Origin of the sequence: Mixta tenebrionis, from assembly GCF_006517625.1 — a bacterium.
GTDB classification, from domain to species: domain Bacteria; phylum Pseudomonadota; class Gammaproteobacteria; order Enterobacterales; family Enterobacteriaceae; genus Mixta; species Mixta tenebrionis.
Genome location: NZ_VHQI01000005.1, coordinates 367,099 through 382,938, shown reverse-complemented (window position 1 = coordinate 382,938; position 15,840 = coordinate 367,099). Strand labels below are relative to the sequence as shown.

Genomic DNA, 15,840 nt, shown 5'->3' with positions numbered 1-15,840 from the left:
TTGTATGAAACATTTTCAATTTCCGCCTTTATCACCCTGTTTAACTCTCTGCCGGCAATAAAACCTGTCCGTTTTCAGCAGCTTTTCGTTGCATAATGAAGGCCGCTTCACAAAAGCCAGCGCCTGAATATAAAATTTTTCCTTACCTCAGCGCTTTAATGCTTTACTGAATTTTTGTTTTTTTAACGGCAAGGATCAACAGTGAGGCAAAATATGGCTGATGTGGTAACTAATCAGAAACAATCGGGACTCGCCGCAGCATCAGATAAAAAACGCATTAGCGCTATTATCGGCGCATCTTCCGGCAATCTGGTCGAATGGTTCGATTTTTACGTCTACTCTTTCTGCTCTCTTTACTTCGCTCATATCTTCTTTCCTGCCGGCAATCCCACCACGCAGCTGGTACAAACCGCAGGCGTTTTCGCCGCCGGTTTTCTGATGCGCCCTATTGGCGGATGGCTTTTCGGCTGGATTGGCGATCGGCACGGACGTAAAACTTCCATGCTGATTTCAGTTTGTATGATGTGCTTTGGATCACTGGTGATCGCCTGCCTGCCGGGCTATGCGACGCTGGGCGTATGGGCGCCGGTTCTGCTGCTGCTGGCGCGATTGTTTCAGGGGCTGTCGGTGGGCGGCGAGTACGGCACCAGCGCAACCTATATGAGCGAGGTAGCAGTAGAAGGACGTAAAGGCTATTACGCCTCATTTCAGTACGTCACGCTTATCGGCGGACAGCTGCTGGCGCTGCTTACCGTGGTGATCTTACAGCATCTGTTGCCTGTAGAAGCGTTACGCAGCTGGGGCTGGCGCATTCCCTTCGCTTTGGGCGCGCTGCTGGCAGTCGTAGCGCTGTTTTTAAGGCGTTCGCTGGACGAAACCACAGACAGCAAGACGCGTCAGCATCAGGATGCCGGACGTCTGAGCGGATTATGGAAACATCGCCGCGCCTTTTTAATGGTGCTGGGATTTACCGCCTGCGGCTCGCTGAGCTTTTATACCTTTACCACCTATATGCAAAAATATCTGGTAAACAGCGCGGGGATGGATGCAAAAACCGCCAGCGGCTTGATGACGCTGGCGCTGTTTGTCTTTATGCTGATTCAGCCGGTTATCGGCGCGCTTTCCGACAGGATCGGGCGTCGTAACTCCATGCTGATTTTTAGCGCGGGCGCGATGTTTTGTACGGTGCCGATCCTGACGCTGTTGCAGCATGTCGCAAGCAGCTGGCTGGTTTTTGCGCTGGTAATGCTGGCGCTGCTGATTACCAGCTTCTATACCGCGATTAGCGGTATCCTGAAGGCGGAAATGTTTCCACCTGAAGTGCGGGCGATGGGCGTTGGGCTTTCCTATGCCGTAGCGAATGCGATTTTTGGCGGATCTGCGGAATATGTCGCCCTGTCGCTAAAGGCTGCAGGCTATGAGACGCATTTTTTCTGGTATGTCTCAGTGATGGGAGCGGTAGCGCTGCTGGTTTCGCTGATGCTCCACCGCAAAGGGCAGGGTATAAAGCTCTAGCCTACTGGCCGATATTCCACAGGGCAAAGCCGGTCGCCGCACCGGCGACATCCCAGCCTAGATCCTTCCAGCTCCAGCCGCTCCCTTCGGCGCGGCTGTCATACAGTTCTTTAGCCACGCCGAAGCTAAGGGCGAACATCAGGCCGAATGCATTGCTGCGATGCGCCGTCCAGCCCTGCTGCTGGCCATACTCATTTCCGGCGGCGGATAGCGCCGCGGAAGCGATAAAATGCTGTGCCTTATCCTGACCGGTCCAGCTATCCTGGGCGCTGTGGCTACAGCCGGCGCAGCACAGACAGAATAAAATCAGCATTACCCGCATTACAGCTCCTGTTGCCGGGATCAGAAAGAGGTTTTACCTTACAGAATACGGCTAATCAGCCGGTCAATCCTGATACGGCGCAGACGGCGAATAAGCTTACGAACTTTCACCGGATAGTCAGCGATACTTTCGAGATCGCGAAAGTGCTTCACGATGCTGGTATGCTGACGAATCAGCGCCAGCTCGCGATCTCTCTGCTCGGCCAACTGCTGCAGCGGATCGTGGATCAGCACCGCATTCTCCAGATCCAGACGCCAGGCGCGCGGATTAAGGTTGTTGCCGGTAATCAGCATCCATTCCTCATCTACCCACATCCCCTTCAGGTGATAACTGTTATCGCCATCTTTCCATAACCTTACGGTCAGCTGCCCGTTGCTGACATAATATTGCAGCCGGCTAAGAAAACGCCGCAGGTTAATTTCATACAGATAGGGCAGAGCGCCGATAATTTTAAACGGCTGATCCTGTGGGATATAGAAATCATTGGCGGTTTTATCACCGACGATAATTTCCACCTCCTTACCCTGACGCAGCAGCCAGATAATATTGCGTACCAGAATTGCTGGCAGATTAAAGTAAGGCGTACAAAGCGTCAGCTTCCGTTCCGCGCAGGGCATCAGGTGATAGATGGTTTTGTTCAGCAGGCTGCGTTTGCCCAACCCGACCAGCGGCGTCACCGCCAGCTCATCGTTACCGGCATTCGGCGTAAAGTGATAATCAAAGCCGCGCAGATCCTGACGGAACTGGCGGGTTTCATTCTTAATTTCCGGGCTTTTGGGACGTTCATGCCGATCGAGCCGGTGCACCGCGTCTGCATTTTTCAGGTTACGGTCAATCCAGGTATACATGGCGTCCGCCAGCTGCGGATTACGGATCAGCTGATAGCGATCGTAGCGATACTTATCATGCTGATGCAGATAGACATCGTTCAGGCTGGCGCCGCTGTAAAGCAACGTATCGTCGATAATAAAGCCTTTCAGATGCAGCACGCCCAGCGCTTCGCGGGTATTAACCGGAATGCCATATACCGGAATAGCGATATCGGGCTGCTGGCTGGCCATATCGCAGTACCAGTCGGCATTGGTACTGCCTTTGGCGTCGCCGATACGCCCGCGTTGCGCCCGGTGCCAGTCGACCAGCACGCTGATCTCCAGCGTCGGACGCGCGCGTTTAGCGGCGTACAGCGCGGAAAGCACGGCTCGTCCGGCGTCATCGTTTTCCAGATAAAGCGCCACGATGCAAATGCGCTGCGTCGCGCCGGCAATTTTTTCCAGCAGCGTAGCGCGAAACTCTGAAGGCGAGTAAAGCGTGGTCACATCAGCAACGGACTGAGACAGTTTGGGCAGCTGTGCAAGGTGTTGTTGATGTTTATTGCGCTTAAATTTAGACAACATCACAGTGCGCTTCTTCTCTATTTATTGAGTGGTCTTTCGCCATGAAATCATGGTCCTAACCGACAATATTAACATTAACTGCGCGTAAAGGGCGATCCTGGCAGCTTAATGTTGCTCGTCAGCGTGATGGAGCGGCAAACGTAAGCTGACAATGCCTTCCTCCAGCTGCACATCCACGCTGAAACCTAACTTCCTTGCCAGGGTAATCATGCCCTGGTTGCCGCGCATAGTAATCCCGTTTAACTGCTGTAGACCATGATTACGCGTATAGATAATCATCTTTTCCAGCAGGCGCCTGCCCAGCCCCAGGCCTTTCAGATCGGAGCGCACCAGAATAGAGAATTCAGCATCGGTATTGTCCGCATCGGAAATGGCGCGGGTTACGCCGATAATCTCCGCCTTACCGTTTTGCTCACTCAGCGCTACAAAAGCCATCTCTCGATCGTAGTCGATCTGCGTCATATTGGCTAAGTCCTCGTGGGTAAACTCATTGATCTCACTAAAGTAGCGATAGTAGAGATCTTCTTTGGTGACCTGAGCGATAAAGCGCTGCAGCAGCGGTTCATCTTCCGGCAGGATAGGACGGAAGCGGCAGACGGCGCCATTTTTCAGCGTAACGCTTTCCTCCAGGGTGTGCGGATAGGGACGGATAGCCAATCGTGATTCATTCACTCCGTTAAACTCCGCCAGCGTCAGGGTGACATCCAGCAGGGTAAACTCATCGCCCGCCGCCAGCAGGGGATGAATATCCAGACGCTGAATTTCCGGGCAGTCAACGATCAGGTTGGATACCTGCACCAGCACCTGACTTAATGCGGCGATATCCAGCGGCCTCAGGGCGCTACGCCCACGAATTTTGCCGGTTTTAATCGCCTGGATAACCAGATAGCGCGCCAGCGCCATATTCAACGGCGGCAGCGCCACCGCGGCATGGCGATCCGCCTGCCACTCCACGCCGCTTTCGCCCAGCATAATTACCGGCCCGAACAGGGGATCCTGCTCAACCACAATCCGTAATTCCTGAGCGCCGGCGCGATTCGCCATGCTCTGCACCAGCAGTCCATGAATCCGCGCCTGCGGCCAGGTTAGCTTTACCCGGTCGATAATCGCCTCTGCCGCCTGCTGCACTTCGCTGGCGGTGCGCAGGTAGAGCATTACCCCCTGAACGTCGGACTTATGAGGAATATCCGGCGAGCGCAGCTTCAGCGCCACGGGATAGCCAATCTGGCCGGCGATATGTACCGCTTCCGCGCTGTCTCCGGCGATCCAGGTAGGCAGCGTCGTCAGACCGTAGGCCTGCAGAATCGCCTGCACCTCATGCGTATCCAGCTGCGTTGCGCCATCCTGCAGCGCCTGCTGAATAAGCTGATGCGCGTGCGCGCTATCCTGCTTCAGCGTGGCGGGCAGCGCCGGGGTCTCGCGCAGCTGTTTCTGGTTGCGCCGATACTCCACCATATGCATAAAGGCGGTTACCGCGCCTTCCGGGGTACGATAGGTCGGTATTGCCGCATCGCCGAAGGCGCGCCGGGCCTCCTGCGAGGAGAACTCACCGCACCAGTTAGTAATGAGCGTCAGCGATTTGCCGCGCGGATGCTGCTTTACCAGATCGATCAGACGCTGGGCGGTTTCCGTTGCCGGAGCCACCGCGCTGGGGGCGTAAATCACCATCAGCGCATCCAGTTCGTGGCTGTCGAGCAACAACGCCACCGTCTGTAAATAGCGTTCCGGCGTGGCGTCATCTTTTAGATCCAACGGGTTGCCGGGAGCCATCGCTTCAGGCAGCAGCGCCGACAGCGCGGCAAGCGTGGCGTCGCTGAGCCGGGCGAGCTTGCCGCTGCGCGCATGCAGCGCGTCCAGCGCCAGCGCCGCGGGCGCGGCGCCGTTGCTGACAATCATCAGCCGATCGCCGCGCAGCGGGCGCATATGGCTCAGCGTCTCTACGGCGGAAAACAGTTCATGGGTATCCTGCACCCGCAGCAGGCCAGCGCGCTGAATCGCCGCGTCCCAGGCGGCATCCAGCCCGGCGTGGGTTTTCAGCAACGCCTGCGCCTGCGGGCTGCGCCCGCTCTTAATCACCAGGATGGGTTTATTACGCGAGGCGCTGCGGGCGGCTGAGACGAAGCGCCTCGCGTCGCTCAGATGTTCGAGATAGAGCAGAATGGCGCTGGTTTTGCCGTCGCGCGCCAGAAAATCGAGCAGGTCGTCAATATCGGTATCCAGGCTGTCGCCCAGCGCGATAAACCAGGAAAATCCCAGCTGGCGCTGCTGCGCCCAGTCAAGAATGGTATTGGAGACGGCGGCGGACTGCGAGACGAAGGCCAGCTTGCCTTTCAGAATCGGTACGGGAGAGAAGCTGGCGTTCAGCCCCTGCCAGGGCGCCAGCAGACCCAGACTGTTCGGGCCCAGCAGACGGATCTGCCAGCGGCTGGCGCACGCCTTCAGCTGCTGGAGCTGGCTTTCCGGCGCCGAGAGAATAATACAGGCCTTACAGCCTTTCTCGCCCAGCTGCTGCAGCAGGCTGAGATTACGACTGGCATTGGTGCAGATAATCGCCAGTTCCGGCGCGAAGGGCAGGCTGCTGACGTCAGGCCAGGCCAGCACGCCGGAAACCGCCTTATAGCGAGGCGTCACCGGCAGCACCGGCCCGCTAAAGCCGCCCGCCAGCAGATTGCGCATCATCAGGTAGCCCGCGCGCCCCGGTTTTATCGACGCGCCGATAACGGCAATGGATTTCGGTCTTAACAGCGCTTCCAGTCCACGTTGACTCATTTCCCGCTCCTGTAACCCTGATGCGTTTGAGTGTAACCGTTTTTACTGCTTTTGTTGTGCGTCCGTCGCGTATTGCCGGCTTAACGACGAAATCCGAGGATATCCGCCACGTTCCAGCGTTTCAGATGGCCGACATAGATTAGCGACTGCTTTTGACGATAGGAGGAGACGTCCCCCGCGCGCATATGCAGCAGATCCGCCGGGCTTAGCCAGCCGGGCTGGCCGTCGAACAGCGGGTGTCCGGCATAGGCGTAGGCGGCGGCGACAAACTGCGAGCAGAAAAAGCTGGTTGAGGTTTCATCTTCCGCCACCTGCACTGAAGCGAGCATCGAGAGACACTGATGACGCAGCGAGGAGTAAAACAGCGGAAGCTCGCAGAGGCGGCGGGAAAGCATAAACGGCGCCAGCATCACGATGCCCTTATAGTTATATTTCTCTCCCTGACGGGCCAGCGCATAATCACGCAGCCGCCCGGCATCCTCAGCGCTGAAATTTTCCAGGCGCAGCGCCAGCAGATTATTGCTTTCCGCTATCGCCTGGCTTAACGGAATAATCCCGACGCCTTTGCCGGTAGCCTCTGCCACCAGCTCGTCGCCCAGGTAGATCGCCGCATGGCTGACGCCGGTCATGCTGACCAGCCGAATCGCCTGCGAGGTAATGGAAGTGGCGGAGGAGAGCAGCATATCGCCGGGCTGCAGATCTGCGGCGACGATCGGCGTTACCGCCTGTACGGAGGAGGTGCGGCTGGACTGCAGACGCAGCGGCAACGTTTGCGGTGTGTTAACTACTTCCATACTGCAGCCTGCCGACAGCAGGCAAAACAACAACATTATTAAGGCTTTCATCTTTTCCCTGATTCTGCGTCATTCCATTGTGACAGCAGGATAAAATAAAAGCCTTTTAATTTCAGTGGTTATTTCTGTATGGGAAACGTATCGTTGATTAACTGCGCCGGATGATGCGGTTTGCCTGCCAGGTAACGCTGGCGGAACAGCAGAAAATGGTCGCTGAGCGTCTGGCTCGCCGCGCTGTCGCCCGCCTGACGCAGCAGTTCGGCGGCGATTTCGGCGGTGCAGTGCTGACCGGGGCCGTGCGCCTCGCGCAGCGTATAGGCGGAAGGGGCGGTGACCCGCAGCGACATCACCGGCAGCGCGTCCAGCCAGGGACTTTTGCGAAACATTTTGCGCGCTTCGGTCCAGGTGCCGTCCAGCATAATAAACAGCGGCGGCTTGCCCTGCCTCGGCGGCGTATTGACTACCGGACGATCGCTATCGACATACGATTCCGGAAAGACCACCAGCGGTTGATAGGTATCGTCCGCTACCGCCGCCAGCAGCGCCGGATCGGGCGCGGTGCGCGACCAGCCGAAAGCGAGCGTATCAGGGAGCACGTCGGCAATCAGACGCCCGGTATTGCTGGGTTTCATCGGTTCGGTATCAAACATCACCAGACAGAAACGGCTGCGCGCGCGCTGAGGAGCGATCTCCGCGCACAGGCAGAGCTTTTGCGGCAGCAGACAGCCCTGACAGCGGCGTACGCGGTTGCCGCGGGCTAAAAAGGGGCGGGTGGCGCGCGCCAGTCGCTCGGCGCGCAGGCGTAAAACGGCATTATGATTCATGAAATCGCACTGGCAAAAACGCCATTGTAGCGGGAAGCGGCCGGGAAGCGTAGCGCGGCTGGCATAACCAGCCGCAGTAATTACAGCGCCTCATCCAGCCATGCGTTAAACGGCGCTTTCGGCATTGCGCCGCTTAGCGTGTCCGCCAGCTGGCCCTGTTTGAACAGCATAATGGTAGGAATGCTGCGGATACGAAAGCGTGCGCTTAGCTCCGGTTCCGCTTCGGTATTGACCTTCAGAAAGCGAACTTTACCGCGGCGTTCGGCGGCGACGTCTGCATAAACAGGCGCAAAGTTGACGCAGGGGCCGCACCAGGGCGCCCAGAAATCCACGACTACCGGCAGATCGTCCTGTAAATATTTATCCAGCGTGGCGCCGGTGGCGTTAACCACCGCGCCAGCAAACAGTTCGCTGCCGCAGCGGCCGCATTTTGCGCCGTCGGCCAGGCGCTCTTCCGGAACGCGGTTGGTTGCCTGGCAGGATGTACATACCGTATTCATTTATCACCTCAGGTTTTATCTTTACCGGCTTAGATAACCGCGAAATTAATGCGTAAGCTTAATTATCAATCGGCTCTGGTTGAGCGACAACATGGAATACTCAATGAGTGCAATAGTTAGCGGCTTTTGGCCGAAGTTGATGGCATACAGCCTGTGCTTCAGGTAATCTTCGCGCTTCGCGCTCAGCAGGTGGAGGAACAGATGAACGACGAATTCAAAGGTAAAAGCGGCAAAGTCAAAGTGATGTATGTTCGCGGCGACGATAACGGCGATAAACGCGGACAGAATCCCCGAACGGGCAGAGGCAGCAGGCCCGGCGCCGATCGCCAGGAAGGCAGCCGTCGTCCATCCCGCCAGGCTGACAGCGCGGCGCGCGGCGGACGCGACGGTAAATTCCGCGGCGATCGCGATCGTGATGCGCAGCCGCGCGGCGATTCACCGTGGCGCACCGTTTCGCGCGCGCCGGGCGAAGAAACGAAGCCCGATCATGGCGGCATTAGCGGTAAAAGTTATATCGATCCGGAGCAGCTGCGCCGTCAGCGAATGGAAGAGACGCGCGTGTATGGCGAGAACGCCTGTCAGGCGCTGTTTCAAAGCCGCCCGGAATGTATCGTGCGCGCCTGGTTTGTTCAGAGCGTAACGCCGCGCTTCCGCGATGCGCTGCGCTGGCTGGCGGCCAACCGCAAGGCTTATCACGTGGTGGAAGAGGCTGAGCTGGAGAAGGCGTCCGGCACCGAGCATCACGGCGGCGTTTGTTTCCTGATTAAGAAACGCGTGGGTACGCCGGTAAGCGAGTGGCTGGCAACGGATCGCGAGCTGGATTGCGTGCTGGCGCTGGAAAATATCGGCAACCCGCATAATATTGGCGGCATTATGCGCAGCAGCGCGCATTTTGGCGCGAAAGGTTTGCTGGTGGATGATGCCGCCGTGCTGGAATCGGGCGCGGCGGTGCGTACCGCGGAAGGCGGCGCCGAGCACGTTCAGGCGCTTAGCGCAGAAAGCTTTGTGAAAGGTCTGGAAGCGTTCCGTAAGGCGGGCTATACCATCGTAACCACCTCAAGCCACAAGGGCAGCACGCCGCTGACGCAGGCAAAACTGCCGGCGAAGATGGTGCTGGCGCTGGGGCAGGAGAGCGATGGCCTGAGCGAATCCGCTCTGAAGCTGGGCGATATGAGCATCTCTATCGACGGCACCGGCAAGGTAGAAAGCCTTAACGTTTCCGTTGCCACCGGCATTCTGCTGGCGGAGTGGTGGCGTCAAAACCACTAAGCGGTAGAGAAATAAAAAAACGGGCTAATGCCCGTTTTTTTTATGCCTGGAAAAAGCGTCTTCCCCATCTCCCTCGATTGAGTTCGGCGTCCGTGCCGGGGGCTGCCGGGAAAGACCGCAGCCCTGTCGGCCGTGACCGCCCGACTTCGGCCATGATGCGCCCTTTACCCGGCGTTCCTGCCGCGCTGCGTCTGCAGCCGGCAACTAATGCGCGCCGCCGCCGCCGCCGCCGGAGCTGAACGGCGGACGGGCGAACCAGACCATCACCAGCAGCACGAGGAAAATCCCCGCCGACATCCAGAACACTTCGTTAGCTGAAATGATCAAACCCTGATTAGTGATCTGCTGGGCGATATAGCCGGAAGCCTGTTGATGGTTCATGCCCAGCTGCTCCAGCTGGCGATAAGCCTCTTGCGCATTGCTGTTATAAGGCGTAATCGATTCGCTGAAATAGCTGTGGTGCATCGATTCCCGGTTAGTCCACATAGTGGTGGTAATCGATGTGCCGATCGAGCCGGCCAGAGTACGCAAAAAGTTCGACAGGCTGGAGGCGGCGGCTAACCGCTCCGGCGGCAGGCCCGACAGGGTGATGGTGGTCAGCGGCATAAAGAAGCAGGCCACCGCCAGGCCCTGTACAAACTGCGGCCATGCGGAAGCGCCGAAATCCATGCCTGGCTCGAAAGTCCAGGCGCGCCAGTAGAAGCAGACGGCGTACATAATAAAGCTGAAGGTGACCAGATAACGCATGTCGATCCGGTGCGCAAAGCGGCCGATTATCGGCGAGAGGATCACCGGGAAAATGCCTACCGGCGCGGACGCCAGCCCGGCCCAGGTCGCCGTATAGCCGAACACCTCCTGCAACAGCTGCGGCAGCAGAACAATCGAGCCGAAGTAGAGCATATAGGCGAGACTAATCGACAGACAGCCGATGGTAAAGTTACGCGACTTGAATAGCGTCAGGTCAACCACCGGATGGTCGTCCGTCATCTCCCAGACAAACAGAACCGCCAGCGCCACCACCGCTACCACCGTCAGCACGATAATCTCGGTTGAGCTAAACCAGTCCAGCTCGCGTCCGCGATCGAGCATAATCTGCAGCGCGCCGATGCCCACCACCAGCAGCACCAGCCCCACGGTATCGATCGGGCGGATCTCCGTTTTGGTTTCCCGGTTGCGCAGCGTCTGCAGCGTCAGGATGGTCACCACAATGCCGATCGGCACGTTAATAAAGAAGATCCAGCCCCAGTGATAGTTGTCGCTGATCCAGCCGCCGAGAATCGGGCCGCAGATCGGCGCCACCACCACCGTCATCGCCCACAAAGAGAGCGCGATGCTGCGTTTGGCGGGGGGATAGTTGCTTAACAGCAGGCTTTGCGACAGCGGAATCAGCGGGCCGGCCACCAGACCCTGTATCACGCGGAACAGAATCAGCATCGAAAGGCTGTCCGCAATGCCGCAGAGAAAAGAAGCCAGCGCAAAGGCGATGGTTGACCAGACAAACAGTTTCACCTCGCCGATGCGCTTCGCCAGCCAGCCGGTAATCGGAATGGAGATAGCATTCGCCACGCCGAACGAAGTGATAACCCAGGTGCCCTGCGAGTTCGAGGCGCCCAGATTACCGGCGATAGTCGGAATGGCAACGTTGGCGATGGTGGAATCCAGCACCTGCATAAAGGTCGCCAGCGACAGCGCGATGGTCATAAGGACCAGCTGAGCGCCTTCAAGCGGTTTTTGTGCCATAACAGTCTCCCGCGTTACTCGCTCGCATTGGCGCGAATGATCTCGCTGATTAACTGATTGACCGGCGCCAGATCGATCGCCAGCGCATCGCTCTGATAAGCGGGGCCCTGACGTACCTGAGAAGCCAGCACGCTGCCCTCTTTATTGCTGGTATCTATTTTAACCAGCGTGGAAAGGCCGATGCGCAGCGGATGATCCGCCACTTCTTTGGCATCCAGCTCAATACGTACCGGCAGACGCTGGACGACTTTGATCCAGTTCCCCGTTGCGTTCTGCGCGGGCAGCAGAGAAAAGGCGCTGCCGGTGCCCATATCCAGGCCGACGACCTTGCCGTGGTACACCACGTCATCACCATAGATATTGCTGATCACCGTGGCCGGTTGGCCGATGCGCACGCCTGCCAGCTGCGTCTCTTTAAAGTTGGCGTCGACCCAGACGCCGGTGGCGGGTACTTCCGCCATCAGCGGCGTGGCGGGAGAAATCTGCGCGCCTACCTGCACGCTGCGGCGGGAAACGTAGCCGTCAATCGGGCTGCGAATTTCGGTGCGCTGTAACGCCAGCCAGGCGTCACGCAGCGCGGCGGCGTTCTGTTTTACCGCGGGCTGGTTTTCCAGCGAGGTATCCAGAATTACCGCCTGATTGGCATTATATTGCTGCACCGCCACGTCCAGCTGCGCCCTGGCGGTAGCGACGGCGTCGCGCGCGTGCTGCAGCTCTTCACGGCCGATCAGATTAGAGGCGCCCAGCGGCTCACGGCGCTTCAGGTCGGCTTCCGCCTGCGCCAGCGCGGTTTTTCGCAGGGCAATCGAGGCCTGATACTGCTTGCTGTTAATCATCAGCTGATGCGTCTGGCGCACGCTGGTAGCCAGCGCGGTTTGCGCTTTTTCAAACGCCTGCTCCGCATCGGTTTTATCCAGCGTTACCAGCACGTCGCCTTTTTTAACGAAGTCGGTGTTATCAAACCAGACTCTGTTCACGCTGCCGGACACCTGGGCCATAATCTGCACCTGATTGCCCGCCACGTAGGCATCATCGGTTTCTTCAAAATGACGCAGCACCAGCGCCCAGTAAATCAGGTAAGCAATGCCGGCCAGAATAAACAGCGCCGCCAGGAAGATTAACGCTTTTTTACGCGTTTTCTTTTTCCCGGCAGACTTCTGGGGGGATTGCGTTTCCGCATTCGCACTCATGGTTTTCTCCACGTATACACCTATTCGGGGTGCGTCGCTCCTTGTACGCAGTAGCCCGAGCCTAAAAAGCCAGCGAAACGGCGCTGGCATGGACAAAAGCGGACTAAGATATCGATTTCTGAGTGTGATTGTGTCGCAGGAATTGCTATTGATGGGAGAGGGAGGAAATAACCTCCTCTTCATCCATCTGATCCAGACGGTTCAGCAGCTTGCGCGTCAGGCTCTCCAGCTGGGTTTTTTCGCTGTTGCTCAGGGAGGACCAAAGATACTGCAGGCTCTGATGCTGCGGCGGAAGTACCTGGCGCAGGAACGCATTCCCTTTTTCCGTCAGGTGCAGGTGCAGGCAGCGGCGATCGTTATCGCTTTCGCGTCGTTCAATCCAGCCGCGTTTTTCCAGCTCATCGGCGATACGCGTCGCGTTGGTGCGGGACGATCCCAGCGCCGCGCTCAGTTCGGAAGGCTGAATGCTCTGATTCTCCTGAGCGTCCAGCGTAATTAGCGCCATAAACAGTGTCTCGTTAATCCCCTGAGCTTTCAGCATTTTATTGCGATTATCCAACAGCTTGCTCTGCATATGCATGCACAGACGCGTCAGCATGATTTCCTGGAGTGGGAAATCTTTATGGCGGGTGGCGCGAATGTTCAGCATCTGTTCAATGGGAGTAAACGAACTTTCCATCTTAAAGGAACCTCATTAGTTGCAACTGGTATAGTAATGGTGATGACGAAACAGGCATCAACAGCGCTACCAGCGGGTCTGTTCATGCGGTCGCTACGTCACCATTCAATATTTCCGGCTCACTCCATAAACCGAAACTTCAGACTGCCGGATTAAGGCGGTCGCGGGTCTGATCGATCAATCGCCACGGAGTAAAGCAAAAACGCTGCGCGATACTACTGTTGCTCGCTGGCAGCTGCCGCGGGAAACATGCCTGACGCTAATATAACAGGCGTATGGCTGACATGAATAGCGTTGTTGTTTACTGCGGCTTTATCACGATACTCTTTCTGTACCTTAAATAATTGCTTATGAAAATATAACTGATATGAATGAATTTCAAACTAACCATATCAGAGCGCTTAGCGGCCTGGTAGCTCGGTTTGCCTGAAAGAAAGGCTATTTATGTTCTGTCAGTTAATTCTTGTGATCTTCATAGCGATAGCCGGCCCACCAGCATAACAGATTAAGCAAAGTTAATAGCGAGCCGGCGGCGCATACGCCATACCAGCCGGCAAAATGATAAGCGTTAGCGGAGAGCAGTGATCCAGCCGCGCCGCCGATAAAGTAGCTGGTCATATAACCGGCGGTTAGCCGGTTGCGCGCTTCGGGCATGCGCCGATAGATCACGCTCTGATTAGTGATGTGTACGCCCTGTACCGCCAGATCGAGCAGAATAATCCCGGCGATCAGGGCCAGCAGCGAATGGGCGCCCAGCGCGGTCAGCGCCCAGGAAGCCAGCATAATCAGCAGGCCCAGCGTGGTAGTCAGGCGTGCTTTGCCCCGATCGGCCAGCGTGCCGGCCTGACGCGCCGCCAGGGCGCCGGCGGCGCCGGCCAGCCCCAGCAGGCCAATTTCGCCCTCGCTGTAGTTCCAGGGGGGAGCCGCCAGCAGAAACGCCATTGAAGTCCATAAGATGCTGAAGTTAGCGAAAGAGAGACAGCCGATAACGGCGCGGGTGCGCAGCACGCGCGCGGCGGCATAGAGATGAAAAATAGAGCCAAGCAGCTGCGGATAGCTTAACGCCACCGTCTGCCGATAGCGTGGTAAACCGCGCCACAGCGCCAGCGCCATTAACGCCATCAGCACGCTGGCTACCCAGAATACCGCACGCCAGCCGCCCAGCTGCGCCAGCGCGCCGGCAACGGTACGCGCCAGTAAAATGCCGAGCAGCAGCCCGCTCATTACCGTGCCCACTACCTTGCCGCGCTTCTCCGGAGCGGCCAGCGTTGCCGCCAGCGGCACCAGCAGCTGCGCGACCACGGAAAACAGCCCGGTCAGGGCGGTGCCCAGCAGCATCATGGTAAGGCTGGTGGCAAGGGCGGTAATTACCATGCCGCCAGCCGCCAGCAGGCTCATGCCTACGATCAGCGCGCGCCGCTCAAGGCGGTCGCCCAGCGGCACCAGCAGTAACAAGCCGGCAGCGTAGCCGAGCTGCGCCGTGGTCACAATAAAACCGGCCTGGCTTACCGACAGGTTAAAGCCGCGGGCAATGGTATCCAGCAAAGGCTGCGCATAGTAGTTGCAGGCTACCGCCAGCCCGGTAGCGATGGACATTAACGCCACCAGCGTCGGGCTGAGTCCATGAGTCGTTGAATTCATAAGAAATAAGCATGGTTGATAATTCGTCGGAACTAATAGTAACCCAAAAAACTATTTCGTGGTTGAAAGCATTTAACAGGACATACCAGTTTTGTTTACTGTTTCAGCAGTGCAAAGCGTCCCGACAGGCCGCCTGAATGCAGGAGATATTAAATTAAGGCAACAATTACTGGTTTATTGCTTAACATTTCCGCCGCTTATTTTTACCGCCGGCTGAATTTTTCCACCGGCGTGCGTACCTGTTTTAGCTGCAGCCGCTGACCCACTGGCGCGGGGTATTTATCGTTTGCGCTGAAGTTTAGCGCAGCGTGTTTTCACCGCCGGGCAATATCTGTATGGCATCAGAGAACATCAGCCGCCGGGCGATAGCTGCATGGCAGCAGAGAACATCAGCCGCTGGGCGATAGCTGTATGGCGGCAGAGAACATCAGCCGCCAGGCGATATCTGTATGGCGGCAGAGAAAATTAACCGCCGGGCGTATCCGCACGCGCCAGACGCAAACGTAACTTTGTATATGCAAAGCAACGTCCAAATAGCGCGGCGTTTGGATAAATGCGCTATTTGCTTACCGGCGAGGAAACGGCGGCAGGTTTTATTTTTCCTCTGCAGGCAGGGAAGGTGTCGGACGAAGCTTAAGTTTCCGCGGGTGATTTTTCCCTGAGCGAGTGGGGAAGGTGTCGGACGAAGCTTAAGTTTCCGCGGGTGATTTTTCCCTGAGCGAGTGGGGAAGGTGTCGGACGAAGCTTAAGTTTCCGCGGGTGATTTTTCCCTGAGCGAGTGGGGAAGGTGTCGGACGAAGCTTAAGTTTCCGCAGGTGATTTCTTTCCCCGCCCGTGCGGGGAAAGAACATAAGCGCAGGCGTTAACGACGGGAAGCCAGCAGCGCTCCGATAAAAATACCGACCGCCGCGCCAATACCGGCGCCCTGCCAGGGTTTATCGTGGATCCAGCCGTCTACCTGCTGTCCAGCATTGCGCGCCGCCTGGCTGACGCGGTTACGTCCATGCAACTTAGCGCGCGTCTCTTTTAACAGCGCTTCCGCTTTACTCCGCGCCGCGTCAATGTCATCCTGGGCTTTACTGCCGTAAGATTTCAGCAAATCGTCCAGCGTATCCGCCAGCGCTGAAATATCCTGATGAAAGTCTGCCTGGTCGTTTGTCGTTGTTTGTTTGAACATTTTTATTCTCCCTTTGCTGAATAACG

Annotated in this window: 13 protein-coding genes; 2 read left to right on the top strand and 11 right to left on the bottom strand. The window is 57.3% G+C overall.

Going from position 1 to position 15,840, the window contains the following annotated elements; all coding sequences use genetic code 11:
* Positions 1-213 precede the first annotated feature (213 nt).
* The gene (locus FKM52_RS10925) at positions 214-1,515 is read left to right on the top strand and encodes an MFS family transporter (RefSeq protein ID WP_141176195.1); all 1,302 of its coding nucleotides are present in this window, start codon (positions 214-216) and stop codon (positions 1,513-1,515) included.
* Between the two features lies 1 nt (position 1,516).
* Here FKM52_RS10925 and FKM52_RS10920 read toward each other — a convergent pair whose 3' ends face one another.
* The 6 genes from FKM52_RS10920 to trxC form a co-directional block, all read right to left on the bottom strand.
* Complete coding sequence (locus FKM52_RS10920; RefSeq protein ID WP_141176194.1) at positions 1,517-1,837, bottom strand: YfiM family lipoprotein; 321 nt, start codon at positions 1,835-1,837, stop codon at positions 1,517-1,519.
* A gap of 38 nt (positions 1,838-1,875) precedes the next feature.
* A complete protein-coding gene (gene pssA, locus FKM52_RS10915) occupies positions 1,876-3,231 on the bottom strand; it encodes a CDP-diacylglycerol--serine O-phosphatidyltransferase (protein ID WP_141176213.1) in 1,356 nt (451 codons plus the stop codon).
* Positions 3,232-3,336: 105 nt separating this feature from the next.
* Positions 3,337-6,000 (bottom strand): bifunctional acetate--CoA ligase family protein/GNAT family N-acetyltransferase, encoded by a 2,664-nt coding sequence (locus tag FKM52_RS10910; protein ID WP_141176193.1) that lies wholly within the window; start codon positions 5,998-6,000, stop codon positions 3,337-3,339.
* An 80-nt stretch (positions 6,001-6,080) separates the two neighbouring features.
* Complete coding sequence (locus FKM52_RS10905) at positions 6,081-6,845, bottom strand: YaeF family permuted papain-like enzyme (RefSeq protein WP_141176192.1); 765 nt, start codon at positions 6,843-6,845, stop codon at positions 6,081-6,083.
* A 68-nt stretch (positions 6,846-6,913) separates the two neighbouring features.
* Complete coding sequence (locus FKM52_RS10900) at positions 6,914-7,618, bottom strand: tRNA-uridine aminocarboxypropyltransferase (protein WP_141176191.1); 705 nt, start codon at positions 7,616-7,618, stop codon at positions 6,914-6,916.
* An 80-nt stretch (positions 7,619-7,698) separates the two neighbouring features.
* Positions 7,699-8,118, bottom strand: a complete 420-nt coding sequence (gene trxC, locus FKM52_RS10895) for a thioredoxin TrxC (protein ID WP_141176190.1) — start codon at positions 8,116-8,118, stop codon at positions 7,699-7,701.
* Positions 8,119-8,319: 201 nt separating this feature from the next.
* On the opposite strand from trxC, the gene FKM52_RS10890 reads away from it, so the two are divergent.
* Positions 8,320-9,387, top strand: coding sequence for a tRNA/rRNA methyltransferase (locus tag FKM52_RS10890; protein ID WP_141176189.1), 1,068 nt, complete (start codon positions 8,320-8,322; stop codon positions 9,385-9,387).
* Positions 9,388-9,591: 204 nt separating this feature from the next.
* Here the strand turns inward: FKM52_RS10890 and emrB are convergent, their stop codons facing one another.
* From emrB to FKM52_RS10865, 5 genes are all read right to left on the bottom strand, one after another.
* Entirely contained in the window at positions 9,592-11,127 is a 1,536-nt protein-coding gene (emrB, locus tag FKM52_RS10885) for a multidrug efflux MFS transporter permease subunit EmrB (RefSeq protein WP_141176188.1), read from the bottom strand.
* A gap of 14 nt (positions 11,128-11,141) precedes the next feature.
* Positions 11,142-12,317: a multidrug efflux MFS transporter periplasmic adaptor subunit EmrA gene (gene emrA / locus FKM52_RS10880; protein WP_141176187.1), complete on the bottom strand. Its 1,176-nt coding sequence runs from the start codon at positions 12,315-12,317 to the stop codon at positions 11,142-11,144.
* 145 nt (positions 12,318-12,462) lie between these two features.
* A complete protein-coding gene (gene mprA, locus FKM52_RS10875) occupies positions 12,463-12,996 on the bottom strand; it encodes a transcriptional repressor MprA (RefSeq protein ID WP_141176186.1) in 534 nt (177 codons plus the stop codon).
* A 456-nt stretch (positions 12,997-13,452) separates the two neighbouring features.
* Positions 13,453-14,637: an MFS transporter gene (locus tag FKM52_RS10870; RefSeq protein WP_141176185.1), complete on the bottom strand. Its 1,185-nt coding sequence runs from the start codon at positions 14,635-14,637 to the stop codon at positions 13,453-13,455.
* 862 nt (positions 14,638-15,499) lie between these two features.
* Complete coding sequence (locus tag FKM52_RS10865) at positions 15,500-15,814, bottom strand: DUF883 family protein (RefSeq protein ID WP_141176184.1); 315 nt, start codon at positions 15,812-15,814, stop codon at positions 15,500-15,502.
* Between the last annotated feature and the right edge of the window lie 26 nt (positions 15,815-15,840).

What these genes read in the sequence shown, in the direction of transcription:
- FKM52_RS10920 (WP_141176194.1), bottom strand. Translation starts at nt 1,837, where the DNA reads ATGCGGGTAATGCTGATTTTATTCTGTCTGTGCTGCGCCGGCTGTAGC.
- FKM52_RS10865 (WP_141176184.1), bottom strand. Translation starts at nt 15,814, where the DNA reads ATGTTCAAACAAACAACGACAAACGACCAGGCAGACTTTCATCAGGAT.
- trxC (WP_141176190.1), bottom strand. Translation starts at nt 8,118, where the DNA reads ATGAATACGGTATGTACATCCTGCCAGGCAACCAACCGCGTTCCGGAA.
- FKM52_RS10910 (WP_141176193.1), bottom strand. Translation starts at nt 6,000, where the DNA reads ATGAGTCAACGTGGACTGGAAGCGCTGTTAAGACCGAAATCCATTGCC.
- pssA (WP_141176213.1), bottom strand. Translation starts at nt 3,231, where the DNA reads ATGTTGTCTAAATTTAAGCGCAATAAACATCAACAACACCTTGCACAG.
- FKM52_RS10900 (WP_141176191.1), bottom strand. Translation starts at nt 7,618, where the DNA reads ATGAATCATAATGCCGTTTTACGCCTGCGCGCCGAGCGACTGGCGCGC.
- FKM52_RS10870 (WP_141176185.1), bottom strand. Translation starts at nt 14,637, where the DNA reads ATGAATTCAACGACTCATGGACTCAGCCCGACGCTGGTGGCGTTAATG.
- FKM52_RS10890 (WP_141176189.1), top strand. Translation starts at nt 8,320, where the DNA reads ATGAACGACGAATTCAAAGGTAAAAGCGGCAAAGTCAAAGTGATGTAT.
- FKM52_RS10905 (WP_141176192.1), bottom strand. Translation starts at nt 6,845, where the DNA reads ATGAAAGCCTTAATAATGTTGTTGTTTTGCCTGCTGTCGGCAGGCTGC.
- emrA (WP_141176187.1), bottom strand. Translation starts at nt 12,317, where the DNA reads ATGAGTGCGAATGCGGAAACGCAATCCCCCCAGAAGTCTGCCGGGAAA.
- FKM52_RS10925 (WP_141176195.1), top strand. Translation starts at nt 214, where the DNA reads ATGGCTGATGTGGTAACTAATCAGAAACAATCGGGACTCGCCGCAGCA.
- emrB (WP_141176188.1), bottom strand. Translation starts at nt 11,127, where the DNA reads ATGGCACAAAAACCGCTTGAAGGCGCTCAGCTGGTCCTTATGACCATC.
- mprA (WP_141176186.1), bottom strand. Translation starts at nt 12,996, where the DNA reads ATGGAAAGTTCGTTTACTCCCATTGAACAGATGCTGAACATTCGCGCC.